This window comes from Roseovarius albus, assembly GCF_900172335.1.
GTDB lineage: Bacteria > Pseudomonadota > Alphaproteobacteria > Rhodobacterales > Rhodobacteraceae > Roseovarius > Roseovarius albus.
The window spans coordinates 278607-292192 of the sequence record NZ_FWFX01000001.1 but is presented as its reverse complement, the minus strand read 5'-3'; the positions used below and the strand labels follow the sequence as shown (position 1 = coordinate 292192).

The window sequence follows — 13586 nt, the reverse complement described above, 5'->3', positions numbered from 1 at the left end:
TTATTCTGGAATATTCCACATTCATCCCCGACCATACGGAACAATTTTCCTTATTTCCATCAGTATATGGCGCAATACCGGGAATATTTTCTATATAGAGAGGGAAGCAAACGCAATGCGGGACCGCAGGTATGAAGCATTTTCCGATCTTTATCGCCCTCGAAGGACGCTCGGTCGTCCTGTCAGGTGGTGGCGAGGCTGCTTTGGCCAAACTGCGCCTGCTACTCAAAACCGAAGCCTCTCTGCATGTGTTTTCGCCTGAGCCGGCCTCTGTGATCGTGTCTTGGGCCCACGAAGGCCGACTAGTCCTGCACCGCCGTGCATTGATCGCAGGCGATATCCAAGGTGCTGCCTTGTTCTATGCCGCAGACGAGGATGATGTCGAAGACGCCCGCACATCGGCGATTGCCGAAGCCGAGGGCGCCTTGGTCAACATCGTCGACAACCTGCAGGACAGCCAGTTCATCACCCCGGCCATTGTTGATCGTGACCCGGTCACCGTGGCGATCGGTACCGAGGGCGCGGCTCCAGTTCTGGCTCGCGCCATCAAGGCTGATCTCGAAGAGCGTCTACCGACGTCACTTGGCACCCTTGCCCGCATCGGCAAGGCCTTTCGCAAAGCGGTCGAAGTGCTGCCCATGGGCCGTAAGCGCCGTGATTTTTGGGCAGACTACTATTATTCCGCAGGCCCCCGCGCGATGGATCAGGGCGGCGAGGTTGCCGTCAAAGACAGCCTCAACACCCTACTGGACAAATATCAGGCCGCCGCAGAGCGCGAAGGTCACGTCGCCTTTGTTGGTGCTGGCCCCGGTGATCCGGAACTGCTGACACTCAAGGCCCGCAAAGCGCTGGACGAGGCTGACGTGATCATCCACGACCGTTTGGTCACACCCGAGATTCTGGAACTCGCCCGCCGCGAAGCCGTCCTGATCAACGCAGGCAAAGAGGGTTTCGGCCCATCAATGTCGCAAGACGACATCAATGCCCTGATCGTTGAACATGGGCTTTCCGGCGCCCAGGTGGTTCGCCTTAAAGGCGGTGACCCAACGGTCTTTGGTCGTCTGGACGAAGAGATTGAGGCGGTCATGGCCGCCGACCTAAGCTGGCATGTTGTCCCCGGCATCACTGCCGCGTCAGCTTCGGTCGCGGCCATCGGCCAAAGCCTCACCCAGCGTGGGCGTAACTCTTCTGTGCGCTTCCTGACGGGCCACGACATGAAGGGCTTTGCCGATCACGACTGGAAAACGCTGGCTCGCACCGGTGAAGTGGCTGCAATCTACATGGGCAAAAAATCCGCCCGCTTTATTCAGGGCCGCCTGATCATGCACGGCGCAGACCGGACCACGCCCGTAACCGTGATTGAAAACGCCACCCGCGCCGACCAGCGTGTTCTGGAAAGCACTTTGGAAACCCTGCCAAACGATTTGGTCGCCGCCGGTATTTCCGGCCCGGCCCTCACCTTCTACGGCCTCGCCCCACGTGCGGCGCAGGTTGCACTGACAAATACACAAGAACAGGAGCTCGCCTGATATGGCCCGCGCTTTTACTCCGAAAGTCATCACCGCCAACGCCCTGATCGAAGGGGATGTTGTTTATCTCGACGCCAATGGCGCATGGACACGCGATTTGGCCGAGGCTGAACTGTTCACCGACGAGGCCGTCGCGCAGGAACAATTGCTGTTTGCCGAAGCGCAGACAGAGGTCGTTGTTGGTGTTTATCTGGCCGATGCTGTGGCCAGCGCAAACGGCCCGGAGCCCACCCACTTTCGCGAGGATTTCCGCCGCACCGGTCCCTCGAACTATAACCACGGCAAGCAAGCTGAAGGTCTCGTGCGGGCCTAAGCCCCGGACCCGCGCAAAGGAGCAAGCAGATGTATAATTATAACGAATTCGACACCGCCTTCGTGCAGGAACGCAACCGTCAGTTCCGTGCCCAGGTTGAGCGCCGCGTTGCGGGCCACCTGACCGAAGATGAATTTAAACCACTGCGCCTGATGAACGGCGTTTATCTGCAGCTGCACGCCTACATGTTGCGCGTCGCCATCCCATATGGCACGCTCAACAGCCGCCAAATGAACCAGTTGGCGCTGCTGGCCGAGAAGTGGGACAAGGGTTATGGCCACTTCACCACGCGTCAGAACATCCAGTACAACTGGCCTAAGCTGCCAGACCTGCCGGATATGCTTGATGCACTGGCCGAGGTGGAGATGCACGCCATTCAGACCTCGGGCAACACCATCCGCAACGTAACCGCAGATCACTTCGCTGGCGCTGCAGCGGACGAAGTTGCTGACCCGCGTCCAGTGGCTGAACTCATCCGTCAGTGGTCTACTGACCACCCAGAATTCCAGTTCCTGCCGAGGAAATTCAAAATCGCTGTCACAGGGTCTGAAAATGACCGCGCCGTGATCAAGGCGCATGACATCGGTTTGCAAGTTGTCGAACAAGATGGCGAGATAGGATATCGCGTCATCGTCGGCGGCGGCCTTGGGCGCACTCCAATGATTGGCAAAGTCCTACGTGACTACCTCCCCGAGCAGGACCTGTTGCCATACCTCGAGGCCGTCGTCAGTGTCTGGAACCTGTTGGGTCGTCGCGACAACAAATACAAAGCCCGGATCAAAATCACCGTGCATGAGCATGGTATCGACGATATCCGCGCCCGTGTTGAAGAGAACTTTGCCCGCATTCGCCCCACCTTTGGCGGCATTGATCAGGAACTGTTCCAGGACATCAAAACGGCCTTCGCGCCTCCGGCCTTCCGCCAGGAAAACACCGCCGTGTTTGAAACCGCCTACAAGACTGACCCGATCTTCCGCTCTTGGGTGGATACCAACATCGCGCCCCACAAGGCCGACGGTTACGCCATTGCCCAAATCAGCATCAAAGCGCACGGCCAAACACCGGGCGACGCGACCGCGGATCAGATGCGCGTGATGGCCGGACTGGCTGAAAAATACGGCCATGACGAGCTGCGCATCAGCCACGAGCAAAATGTGATCCTGCCGCATGTTCACAAGTCGGACCTGCCTGCGATCCACGCCGAGCTGAAAAAGGCCGGCCTCGCGACCGCCAACATCGGTCTGATCTCGGACATCATCGCCTGCCCCGGCATGGATTACTGCGCGCTGGCCACAGCACGTTCGATCCCTGTTGCACAGCAGATCGCCAATCGTTTTGACGAGCTCAAGCTCGAGCATGACATCGGCGATATGAAGATCAAGATCTCTGGCTGCATCAACGCCTGTGGTCACCACCACGTGGGTCACATCGGCATTCTTGGTCTTGATCGTGCAGGTGTTGAAAATTACCAGATCACTCTGGGCGGTGACGCAACTCAGGACGCGGCCATCGGTGACCGCACAGGCCCGGGCTTTGCCTATGATGAAATCGTTCCCGCGATTGAACGGATCGTCTACGCCTATCTCGACCTGCGCGAAAACCCTGCAGAGAGCTTCCTTCAGACCTATCGCCGCGTTGGCCTGGCCCCGTTCAAGTCCGCGCTTTACGAGCAGGACAGCGCCTATGCCGCAGAATGAGCTGACCTCCAAGGTTGGCGCGCTAAACGACTGGTACCGGCTGAATTCAGCCGTGACTGTCCTGACACGCGCGCTGACCGATGAAAGCGCCGGTAAAATGGCGCTTGTCTCCAGCTTTGGAGCCGAATCCGTGGTGCTGCTTCACATGGTGTCGATCATCAACCGGGACACGCCGGTACTGTTTGTTGATACCGAGCTGCTGTTTGCGGAAACCTTGGTTTATCAGCAAGAGCTGAGCGAACGTCTTGGCCTACGCAACCTGCATATTATCCGGGCCAGCAAGGAAGATACCCGCGCGCAGGATCCGGATTTCATGCTGAACCAGCGTGACAAAAACGCTTGCTGTGCGCTGCGCAAGACGATCCCGTTGCAAAAGGCCCTTGAGGGCTTTGACGGCTGGATCACCGGGCGCAAACGTTACCAAAGCAGCACCAGGGCTGAGCTGGACTTCTTTGAGGTCGAAGACAACACCGGACGGATGAAAATTAATCCGTTGGCGCACTGGCGACCCGAAGATGTGCGCACTTACATGGAAGAAAACCGCCTGCCCCGCCATCCATTGGTGGCACAAGGCTACCCTTCGATCGGCTGCATGCCCTGCACCACGCCGGTCGCCGAGGGCGAAGACCCCCGCGCCGGACGTTGGCGCGGCGAAGATAAAACTGAATGTGGCATCCACTTTGTCGACGGCAAAATGGTGCGAACAGGAGAAAACGCATGACTGTGATCATCACCGACACGGGCTTTGCCCCAGATGGCTGGAACGAGGAATTTGTCCCTCTGGCCGAAGCAACTGACACATCCGAAGTGCTCGACCTGCCTTCGGACACAGACCCGCAAACCCTCAAGGACCGGCTGGGCAGCCTGCGCATGGTGCGCGTGGATTTCCCCAGCTTTGCCGATGGCCGCGGCTTTACCATAGCCCGCCAGCTACGCTTACTGGGATACAATGGTCACCTACGTGCAAAAGGTCACGTGATTGCGGATCAATACGCCATGGCCCGCCGCGCGGGTTTTGACGAGGTCGAGATCAGTGATGATCTGGCCGAACGCCAGCCCGAAGATCAGTGGCTCGACCGTGCTGATTGGCAAGCCCATGACTATCAGTCGCGCCTGCGCGGCTGATCGCCCCTTTTCCTTATCCAAGACTAAGCGTAAAGAAAGGCGCCGGCAGTTAAGACCGGCGTATTGCCAATGAATGAGATGACCGCTGTGACCGACGCCCAGACCGCACCAAAGCCTGTCAAAGCTTTGCCTGATGCGCAAACAGTAACCGAAGTTAAACACTGGACGGATCGCCTGTTTTCGTTCCGTGTGACCCGCCCTGCCAGCCTGCGTTTCCGCTCGGGCGAGTTCGTGATGATCGGCCTGATGCAAACCGACGAGAAAACCGGTCGTGAAAAACCACTGCTGCGCGCCTATTCCATCGCCTCACCCTCATGGGATGAGGAGTTGGAGTTCTACTCAATCAAGGTGCAAGATGGCCCGCTGACCAGCCGCCTGCAACACATCCAGGTGGGTGACGAAATCATCCTGCGCCCGAAACCTGTTGGCACGCTGGTGCACGACGCCCTGCTGCCAGGCAAACGCCTTTGGTTCTTTGCTACTGGCACCGGCTTTGCGCCCTTTGCGTCGCTGCTTCGCGAACCGCAAACCTATGAAGATTACGACGAGGTGATCATTACCCACACCTGCCGCGAAGCCGGTGAACTGACCTATGGTCGTGAGCTGATCGAAAGCCTGAAAGATGACGAGCTCCTCAATGAGGTGATCGGCGAAGGCTTCTGGAAGAAGATCAAATACTACCCAACCACGACCCGCGAAGAGAGCGAAAAGATGGGCCGCATAACCGACCTGATGCGCTCAGGCGAGGCCTTTGCGGATCTGGGAGTCGCCCCCCTGAACCCAGACACTGACCGCGCAATGATCTGCGGCAATCTGGCGTTCAATCTCGAGCTGAAAGAGATGTTCGAAGAGTACGGCCTGGTAGAAGGTGCGAACTCAAACCCAAAACACTACGTGGTTGAAAAAGCCTTCCTCGACTAAACACCTCGACCGCAGACAAAAAAGAAAACCGCCGCATTGGATTAACCATGCGGCGGTTTATTTTTCAGAACGTTTTCTTAGTTTGAAATTTGGTCCGTTGCGGCGTCTGTCGCCGAATCAGCCGCATCATCAACGGCGTCTGTCGCGGCATCAGTGGCAGCGTCAGCGGCTTCACCTGCGGCATCAGTGGCAGCGTCAGCGGCTTCACCTGCGGCATCGCTGGCAGCATCAGAAGCTGCGTCTGTCGCGGCATCTGCTGCTGTATCGGCAGCTTCACCAGATACGCTATCTACCGCGTCGTTGACCTCATCGCTCGCCGCATCCACAGCTTCGGACGCGGTATCCGCAACGTCGCTGGCCGCTTCTGTCGCTGTATCGACTGCATCGCTGGCGGCGTCAGCCGCTGCATCTGCAGCTTCAGTTGCAGTATCAGCCGCATCGCTGGCCGCCTCGGTTGCAGTCTCAGCCGCATCGCTGGCTGCTTCAGTTGTGCTATCAACAGCTTCTTCGGCAGCGGTTGCCGCTTCTTCAGCTGCTGTCGCGGCTTCTTCCGCAGTTTCTTCAACCGCTGTTGCGGCTTCCTCTGCCGCTTCGGTTACGGCCTCAGTCGCAGATTCGCCAGAGTCAGTCACATCGTCGCTGATCTCTTCAACTGATTTCCCAGTGACCAACATGTAGCCGCCAATCAGGACAGCACCGGCAATCAGAACCCAAAGCAGGTTTTTCATGATAATATTCCTTCAATTTCATGGCCCTCAGCAGGATTGCCGACCATTCAACTATTTGTGATCTGATGCATACTACAATGAGAAGAGGCAAGGGGGAAATTCACACCTATCGGCTCAAGTCAGCCGATTTGCCGCTTGAAACACCGGCCTACCGCCGTTACCTTGCGGTCTTGAGATTTAGATCAACCACCAAAGGAACAAAGCTATAGCCCGCAGACCGCACAACGCGCCACCACAGCGCGAGACAGGACCCCGCATCAATGACCGCATCCGTGCGACCGAAATACGTCTGATCGGCGCAGATGGTGAAAACGCTGGCGTAGTGACACCAGAGCGTGCCATGGAAATGGCCGAGACCGCTGGACTCGACCTGGTTGAGATTTCCCCGAATGCCACTCCACCGGTCTGTAAGATCATGGATTTTGGCAAATACAAATACGAACAGCAAAAACGCGAATCCGAAGCACGCAAAAAGCAAAAAATCATCGAAGTGAAAGAGGTGAAATTCCGCCCCAACACTGACACCCATGATTATGATGTGAAAATGCGTAACGTTTTTAAATTCTTGGGCAATGGCGACAAAGTCAAAATCACCCTGCGTTTCCGTGGTCGTGAAATGGCGCACCAGGATCTGGGCCGGGAGCTATTGAACCGGGTTGCCGAAGATACAAAAGATGCCGGCAAGGTTGAAAACTGGCCGAAAATGGAAGGCCGTCAGATGATCATGATCATCGGTCCCGCCCCCAAATAAGATCTGTTTAAATTGCTTTTCAGGCCGGGTTGCTACCCGGCCTTTTTGTGTAATCTCGCGATTTGGCAAAGTTGATCAGTGAGGCAATCACGTCACAATGCCCAATTTTATGCCGTTTTCGGCATAGGCGCGTCCAATTTAATGTATATTTGCAGCGCCGCACTAAGCGCACGAAATACAGGTATGAGCAGTGGCTGATTATTCGATCTATGTCTTGGGTGAAGGCCAACCCGGAAGTGAGCAAATATCCCTCACTGGAGGCGTGACCATAGATGGTGTGACACAAGGCGACGGCAGCCACCTTGTTGATGAATATCTGACCATCAATTCGACCACTGTAACCGAGCTTTTCATCAGCGATGGTGGCACCACCGATACAAACTTCGCTGACAACGATGGGAACCAGCTTTTGGATGGAGCCCAGTCTCTGGACGGAACAACCTATGCCGACGGTACACGTATCGAAGCCGAATACAGATTTACGGTTTTGGACGAAAGCACCGGTATTGAGTACGAAATACTTGCGGTTAACATCAACAATTCCAGCCCTTCGTATGGAACGAATGAGGCGCTCGCATTTATCGGCACGCCGCCGCCAGTCGGTGTGCCACTACGTGTCGTTGAGGCCAGCGAGGGCCCGCCCAATGGCGGCCCCAACGCCGTTGATGCGTCAGAAATCTCTCCGATTTGTTTGACCCGCGGAACTTTGGTTGAAACCAGGAACGGTCCCGAATTGATCGAGCACCTTCGATTGGGTGATCTGATGTGCACGCACGAGGGATGCTTTCAGCCTCTGCGTTACATTTATCGTCGCTGGTTCTCGCGCTCGGACTTTGAAAGAAACCCCAAACTCCGCCCCATTCGAATCTGTGCAGGTGCCATGGGCTGTGGTTTGCCAAATCGTGATCTGCTTGTGTCACCGCAACACCGGATGTTAGTGCAGTCTCCGATTGCCGTAAGGATGTTCGCCGCGTGTGACGTCCTCGTTCCAGCAATCAAGCTCACGGCCCTGCCTGGCATTTTTGTTGATACTGAAATCGAGGGCATTGAGTATATCCATCTCCTTTTTGATCAGCACGAGGTGATCTTTGCTGAAGGCACCCCAACCGAAAGCCTGTACACCGGCCCCGAGGCACTTAAGGTTCTTTCGCCGGAAACTCGAGCGGAATTGTTTGCACTCTTCCCGGAAATCGCGACCCCTGATCACTCCGCAAAACCAGCGTGCTACATTCCGAGCAACATGGCGCAGCGCGCTTTGATCGCGCGGCATCTGAAGAACAAGAAACCACTGATTTGCCAACCAAGCGGGATCACCCCGCAACCTGCCGAGCGACACAATCTCGGCTAAAAAACCCCCATGCTCAGCCCCGCCGCCATCGCCATCCCCAAGTCGTGACACTGTTCAAGCTCTGCATCCGGGATCTCTTTTTCGGCCAAGATCTGTTCAGGCGTCTGTGCGTGTGTGCATATGATGATCGCAGGTTGCGCCTTTTTCAGCCGCCACCCCGTTGCAATGCGCGCAATCTGCCGCACCGCATTTTCGCCATCCGATCCGGCGCAAACCATTTGAGCATAGGGCCGTCCTTCGATCTGTCCCAATGCGGGATAGTAGCAACGGTCAAAGAAATCCTTCATCACACCCGAAATTGCCGCAAGGTTCTCTGGCGCGCAGAATATATAACCGTCTGCCTGCAATAAATCCTCTGGCCCAGCCTGATCCGCTGCGATCAAAACCGCCTCTGCCTCGTCTCGCGCAGCCTGTGCCGCAGCTTCGGCCATCTGACGACTGCCACCGGTTCTGGAATGATAGACAATCAAAAGTTTAGCCATCGCCCAAAGTCCTTATCCCTGCCTACTCGCACCATACGCAGGAGATCGCTACGGCAACAAGGCTCTAGCCATTGACTATGCTATTCTCAGTACGGGGGCCTGCGCCCCTTCAGCGTGGATTTCATTGGCCAATGTTTTGACTGCCACCGATTTCACCCGCTGCGGCACCCGCACGACATAAGAAATGTTAGGCGGTTCTGGAAACGTGTCATCAAGAACCTGCATCTCTGGCGTCACGTAGCGGCCCGGCAGCAAGGCCACCCCGAGCCCGGAGTGAATGGCAGAAACGATCCCCGCCGTGCTGGCGCATTCCAAGACGGTGTTCAACCCCGCTTCCGGCATATTCCCAACCTGCTCGGCCCATTGTCGGTAAAAGCAATTCTCATCATAGGCCAGAAACGGCAGCGCCTTGTCGAAATCCAGTTCCAAATCAACCGCCTTGACCCAAACCAGCGCATCCTCGGACAAGACCAGGTCGGCGGCATGCTTACGGTGGGAAAACACCTGCATCACTCCCAGATCTATCTCGCCGCGCTCCATTTCCCCTTCCAGAACAACGCTTTGACGCACATGGGTTTTCACCTGCACATTCGGATGCAGCCGAGTGAACCGCCCCAAGACACGCGACAGATCGCTGCTGGTGGTATCCTCGGTCATACCGAGCCGAATCTTGCCGGCTAAAGTGCGTTTACTCATGTTCAGCAGGGCTTCGTCATGCAAGGCCAGAATACGCCGTGCGTAGCCTACCAGGCGCTTACCATCATCTGTCAGCAATGACGCCCCGGATCGGCGGGTCAACAAATCGCATTCGATCCCCTGCTCTAGCCGTTTCACCTTGTGGCTGACCGCTGATTGCGACAACGCCAATTGTTCCGAAGCGCGGGTGATGCCGCCAAAATCCTCGATCGCACAAAGTGTGCGTAAAGCATCGATATCCAAACGCTGTGACATGTTCGATCTCCTTCAGATCCCATATATGACAAATTTAGATTATATCATTAAAATGTCCCATTTGCTTCACGTTCTAACACAAGGTATTTTATCTGCATAGCTTTTTCGGAGATACACAATGCCTCAACTCGCAACAGAACACACACTCATCGACGGCCACCGTATCGCCTATGGCATTTATGGCACCGGCACACCCGTGGTACTGCTTCACGGCACGCCCTCATCATCTTACATCTGGCGCAATGTCGTGCCTTCGCTCGTCAAAGCCGGCTACAAGGTGCATGTGTATGACCTGCTTGGCTTTGGCCTGTCCGAACGTCCAAGCGATCCGGATGTCGATACCTCAATGACCGCTCAGGTGCCCATTCTTGAAGGGCTGCTAGAGCATTGGGGTCTTGAGACCTTTCACTTGGTCGCCCACGATTTTGGTGGCGGTATTGCACAGCGCTTTGGCATCCAGTCCATTGACCGCTTGCTCAGCCTGACGATGATCGATGTGGTCAGCTACGACAGTTATCCGTCAAAATGCACACGTAAACAGATGCAAAGCGGGCTTGAACATCTCATTAACACACCGGACGCAGAGCACCGCACCCACTTCCGTGACTGGCTTCTATCCGCAGCCCACAACAAAGAAAGCCTCACCAATGACGCGCTGGACGTCTACCTCGGTTTCATTAGTGGCCCGGTCGGACAAGCCAGCCTGTTTCAGCATCAGATACGCCACTACGACCCAAAACACACGTTGGACTTCGCGGATCGTCTACATGAATTGGGTCAGGTCCCAGTCAAACTGATCTGGGGCGCCGATGACCTCTGGCAGGTTCCCGATTGGGCGCACAAGCTTCACAAGGCAATCCTCGGTTCCAGTCTCGAGATTTTGGATAACTGCGGCCACTTCAGCCCCGAAGACCAACCCGAAAAGATCGCAGACATTCTGAAACAGTTCCTCCACTCACACACAGCGAAAGACACCGCCGCATGACCAAAGCAAACCTTATCACCCTATTCGAGACCTCAGGTTCGGCACTGGCGATCATCTACGCCCTGCTGATCGCCTCCAATACCGGCAACGAGCTTCTGGGCTTTTCACTGTTGCTCATCTCAGCAGGCCTCTTTGCCCTTTGGGGCTGGCTCGATAAACGCTGGGCCTTTTTGTCCTTGCAGGCATTCTATGCCCTGTCGGCGATCATCGGCATACTCCGCTGGGGTTAAATGCAAAAAGGGCACCCATTGGGTGCCCTCATCTCATTCTTTCGGGGTCAGCACCGTCACCCCGACGGCGGCTGCCCGCGCCAATTCAGGGGCCAACGACATCGGCACATATTCCCCGCGCCGCCACAACTGCGCCAGATCGTCGTAGTACCGGCTCAGGAAATGCCCTGATTGCCCGGTCGCGGTAATAAACACGCTGCTGTCTGGATCAGCGAAGTCATATACCCCCCGGTATCCGGCCCCATGCACATTGTTGAACGGGTCTTTGCCCGTGCCTGATGTCCGACCGCGCATCAGGGTATTGTCCCCGCCCGAGGTGCTTTGCCGGATGTTCACAAAATAGCGCAGCACCGGCACCTCACCAAGGGCCTGATGCGCATGGATGGCCTGATGGGCGTCGCCCCAACGCAGGCTCTCCAGTGACGTGCCATAGCGCTCTGATAACCAGATCAACGCATCATCCAGTGCCAGCCGCGCCACATCGGAACAGGTTTCCACTGGCAAAGATTGTTTGATGTCGCACCAAATCGATGCCCCGTCAATGTCGCGATAGACCCGCTCTATAAAGATCGGCTTCACATGTTTAAATTCGTTCGCCAACGGCCCCAGGTCATCCCGGATCAGGCGCTCTTGCAAGGCCCGTAGCCATGCCGAGTAGATTAATGGCTCTGGCAAATGCTCGTTCATTTCACCGTTCCACGCCGATAGTAATTCCAACGCTTTCTGACGGCGGCGCTCTGGCGTGCCCTCGGACGCAGATTCCCCGGTGAACCACAGATCCGCCCCGACCAGTGGTAACAAAGACCGTGCCGTGAAGCTCACAGTATCCAGTTGGGCCTCGATAAAGCTATCTCGCGTATGCACCTCACGTCCCTGCATCAGCCGTTCCCAACGATGCACCCGCTGCGTATCCCCCCAAATAAAGCTGACATGATCGGGAAACGGTTTGTCTGTCGTTTTGTTGTTGGTATTACCGATAATCCCGCCCTCAGGATTGAAGAATTCTGGATTGCTTGCATAAGGCATCATGCCATTCCAGCGATTTTCAGCAATCCAGCCCCGACCCGGAATCCGCCCTTTGCTTTCGCTTTCCGGACTGCGATTTGGCATCGCACCAATAACCTTCATTGCGATCCGCGACGGCCCTACCACGGTCAAGTTCTGTGACGGCCCAACAAATTCCTCCCCTGCAACAATTGCCTGATCTACCGTGTGCGACTTCATTAATCCAATCGCCGCACTCATCGTTGTGTCGCTGGGCGACAATATCGTCCAAGAGACCGATGCGACATGCCCAACCGGAGTAATATCTGCGAGATTCTTGAAGCTGCCGGGCAGGACCGGGCCGTTCTCTGTCCAGCGGCGGGTCAGTGTCACCGGGTTTTCATCCTTTATCCGAATGATCGAGCGTTCGGTGACAAACGGCTTGTATCCCTCCGGCGTCAGGTATTGCGACGGGTTATTCGGGTTCAGCTTCTCAATAAAAACGTCCTGATCATCCAGATAGGACGACGTAATCGCCCAACCCAATCGATCATTACGCCCGGTCATGATGGCCGGCACACCCGGAATGGTTCCGCCAATGACGCCCCCGCTCTCTAGCTGCACCCGTGCCAAATACCATACTCCAGGTGCCGAGAACCCTAGATGCGGATCATTGGCCAGCAAGGTCCCGCCCGAGGCCGAGCGTGATGGCGCCGCTGCCCAAGCATTGGACGCCCCGGCAAAGGCGGGCGTCTTGAAGGGTGAAAAGACATCTTCGGCCTTGGCCACCGAGAACACGTTTTTCCCCTTTAGCGATGGAAACAGCGATGCATAACGCGGCAACGCTGCAATCGCATGCCCCGGGTCATCTGGCTGAATGTCATTCAACCGCGCAGGATCATCCAACGCCAACGACAAGCGCGCACGCAGCACTTCGTTATGCAGATGTGCCGACAATTGCACACCCATCAATTTGATGATCGCTATCGAGTCTGCTGGCTGCCAGGGTGAGATCGGATTGTTGAAAATGAACATCTCGGGCGCACCGCGCCCTAAGGCCCCTTCGTTGATTTCGGCTAGACGGGCATTCACCCCGTCCGCATAGGCCTCTAACGCCTCTAGTGTCGGAATATCCTGCGACGACACCGATTTTTGCGCCGCCCCATAAAGATCCAACCGCCGCAGGGCCTTGTCGACCTCAATGGTCCGCCGACCAAACACCTCGGATAAACGTCCCTGCACCGTACGGCGCGAGATCACCATCTGCCATAGCCTGTCCTGCGCATGGACATATCCCAGGCCATAGAAACTATCCGCGTCATTCTCGCCCAAAATATGCGGGATATTGGCGTTGTTGCGCACAATTTCGACTGGGGCCAGCAGTCCGTCAACCGCGAGTTCCTTGTAGTATTCGGGTAATGAGCGGGATAGCAGGAAGTAAATCAGTGCAACACCGATCAATCCAAGCACGATGACGCCACCGATCAACCGCGCCAACCATTTGATCACACTCGCCATGCCCAGAGTATCCCGTTTTCACTT

Annotated in this window: 14 protein-coding genes; 10 read left to right on the top strand and 4 right to left on the bottom strand. The window is 56.1% G+C overall.

Annotation, left to right across the window (positions count from 1 at the left end):
• Positions 1-131: 131 nt before the first annotated feature.
• The 6 genes from cysG to ROA7450_RS01350 all read left to right on the top strand — a co-directional run bounded on the left by cysG (position 132) and on the right by ROA7450_RS01350 (position 5585).
• Positions 132-1529: a siroheme synthase CysG gene (gene cysG / locus ROA7450_RS01375; protein ID WP_085803825.1), complete on the top strand. Its 1398-nt coding sequence runs from the start codon at positions 132-134 to the stop codon at positions 1527-1529.
• 1 nt (position 1530) lies between these two features.
• A complete protein-coding gene (locus tag ROA7450_RS01370; RefSeq protein ID WP_085803824.1) occupies positions 1531-1842 on the top strand; it encodes a DUF2849 domain-containing protein in 312 nt (103 codons plus the stop codon).
• Positions 1843-1871: 29 nt separating this feature from the next.
• Positions 1872-3539 (top strand): nitrite/sulfite reductase, encoded by a 1668-nt coding sequence (locus ROA7450_RS01365; RefSeq protein WP_085803823.1) that lies wholly within the window; start codon positions 1872-1874, stop codon positions 3537-3539.
• Positions 3526-4260 carry a phosphoadenylyl-sulfate reductase gene (locus ROA7450_RS01360; protein ID WP_085803822.1) on the top strand — a complete coding sequence of 245 codons (735 nt, stop codon included), beginning with the start codon at positions 3526-3528 and terminating at the stop codon, positions 4258-4260. The genes ROA7450_RS01365 and ROA7450_RS01360 overlap by 14 nt, the downstream gene beginning before the upstream one ends.
• Entirely contained in the window at positions 4257-4664 is a 408-nt protein-coding gene (locus ROA7450_RS01355) for a DUF934 domain-containing protein (protein WP_085803821.1), read from the top strand. The genes ROA7450_RS01360 and ROA7450_RS01355 overlap by 4 nt, the downstream gene beginning before the upstream one ends.
• A 69-nt stretch (positions 4665-4733) precedes the next feature.
• On the top strand, positions 4734-5585 hold the full coding sequence (locus tag ROA7450_RS01350; RefSeq protein WP_085803820.1) for a ferredoxin--NADP reductase: 852 nt from the start codon (positions 4734-4736) through the stop codon (positions 5583-5585).
• 77 nt (positions 5586-5662) lie between these two features.
• Here ROA7450_RS01350 and ROA7450_RS01345 read toward each other — a convergent pair whose 3' ends face one another.
• Entirely contained in the window at positions 5663-6313 is a 651-nt protein-coding gene (locus ROA7450_RS01345) for a hypothetical protein (protein WP_085803819.1), read from the bottom strand.
• 181 nt (positions 6314-6494) lie between these two features.
• On the opposite strand from ROA7450_RS01345, the gene infC reads away from it, so the two are divergent.
• Together infC and ROA7450_RS01335 are read left to right on the top strand one after the other, a co-directional pair.
• Positions 6495-7064: a translation initiation factor IF-3 gene (infC, locus tag ROA7450_RS01340; RefSeq protein ID WP_306372421.1), complete on the top strand. Its 570-nt coding sequence runs from the start codon at positions 6495-6497 to the stop codon at positions 7062-7064.
• 190 nt (positions 7065-7254) lie between these two features.
• Entirely contained in the window at positions 7255-8412 is a 1158-nt protein-coding gene (locus ROA7450_RS01335) for a Hint domain-containing protein (protein WP_085803817.1), read from the top strand.
• On the opposite strand, the gene ROA7450_RS01330 is transcribed toward ROA7450_RS01335, so the two are convergent.
• Positions 8409-8894 carry a flavodoxin family protein gene (locus ROA7450_RS01330; protein ID WP_085803816.1) on the bottom strand — a complete coding sequence of 162 codons (486 nt, stop codon included), beginning with the start codon at positions 8892-8894 and terminating at the stop codon, positions 8409-8411. The genes ROA7450_RS01335 and ROA7450_RS01330 overlap by 4 nt on opposite strands.
• Before the next feature lie 75 nt (positions 8895-8969).
• The gene (locus tag ROA7450_RS01325; RefSeq protein ID WP_085803815.1) at positions 8970-9845 is read right to left on the bottom strand and encodes a LysR family transcriptional regulator; all 876 of its coding nucleotides are present in this window, start codon (positions 9843-9845) and stop codon (positions 8970-8972) included.
• A gap of 118 nt (positions 9846-9963) precedes the next feature.
• Between ROA7450_RS01325 and ROA7450_RS01320 the strand changes: the two genes are divergently transcribed.
• Both ROA7450_RS01320 and ROA7450_RS01315 read left to right on the top strand, forming a co-directional pair.
• Complete coding sequence (locus tag ROA7450_RS01320) at positions 9964-10830, top strand: alpha/beta fold hydrolase (protein WP_085803814.1); 867 nt, start codon at positions 9964-9966, stop codon at positions 10828-10830.
• Positions 10827-11060, top strand: coding sequence for a hypothetical protein (locus ROA7450_RS01315; protein ID WP_085803813.1), 234 nt, complete (start codon positions 10827-10829; stop codon positions 11058-11060). The genes ROA7450_RS01320 and ROA7450_RS01315 overlap by 4 nt, the downstream gene beginning before the upstream one ends.
• 33 nt (positions 11061-11093) lie before the next feature.
• Here the strand turns inward: ROA7450_RS01315 and ROA7450_RS01310 are convergent, their stop codons facing one another.
• On the bottom strand, positions 11094-13562 hold the full coding sequence (locus tag ROA7450_RS01310) for a penicillin acylase family protein (RefSeq protein ID WP_085803812.1): 2469 nt from the start codon (positions 13560-13562) through the stop codon (positions 11094-11096).
• Positions 13563-13586: the final 24 nt, after the last annotated feature.

Coding starts and splice junctions, on each gene's coding strand:
- ROA7450_RS01365 (WP_085803823.1), top strand. CDS start 1,872: ATGTATAATTATAACGAATTCGACACCGCCTTCGTGCAGGAACGCAAC.
- ROA7450_RS01350 (WP_085803820.1), top strand. CDS start 4,734: ATGAATGAGATGACCGCTGTGACCGACGCCCAGACCGCACCAAAGCCT.
- cysG (WP_085803825.1), top strand. CDS start 132: ATGAAGCATTTTCCGATCTTTATCGCCCTCGAAGGACGCTCGGTCGTC.
- ROA7450_RS01355 (WP_085803821.1), top strand. CDS start 4,257: ATGACTGTGATCATCACCGACACGGGCTTTGCCCCAGATGGCTGGAAC.
- ROA7450_RS01370 (WP_085803824.1), top strand. CDS start 1,531: ATGGCCCGCGCTTTTACTCCGAAAGTCATCACCGCCAACGCCCTGATC.
- ROA7450_RS01315 (WP_085803813.1), top strand. CDS start 10,827: ATGACCAAAGCAAACCTTATCACCCTATTCGAGACCTCAGGTTCGGCA.
- ROA7450_RS01345 (WP_085803819.1), bottom strand. CDS start 6,313: ATGAAAAACCTGCTTTGGGTTCTGATTGCCGGTGCTGTCCTGATTGGC.
- ROA7450_RS01310 (WP_085803812.1), bottom strand. CDS start 13,562: ATGGCGAGTGTGATCAAATGGTTGGCGCGGTTGATCGGTGGCGTCATC.
- ROA7450_RS01360 (WP_085803822.1), top strand. CDS start 3,526: ATGCCGCAGAATGAGCTGACCTCCAAGGTTGGCGCGCTAAACGACTGG.
- ROA7450_RS01330 (WP_085803816.1), bottom strand. CDS start 8,894: ATGGCTAAACTTTTGATTGTCTATCATTCCAGAACCGGTGGCAGTCGT.
- ROA7450_RS01320 (WP_085803814.1), top strand. CDS start 9,964: ATGCCTCAACTCGCAACAGAACACACACTCATCGACGGCCACCGTATC.
- ROA7450_RS01325 (WP_085803815.1), bottom strand. CDS start 9,845: ATGTCACAGCGTTTGGATATCGATGCTTTACGCACACTTTGTGCGATC.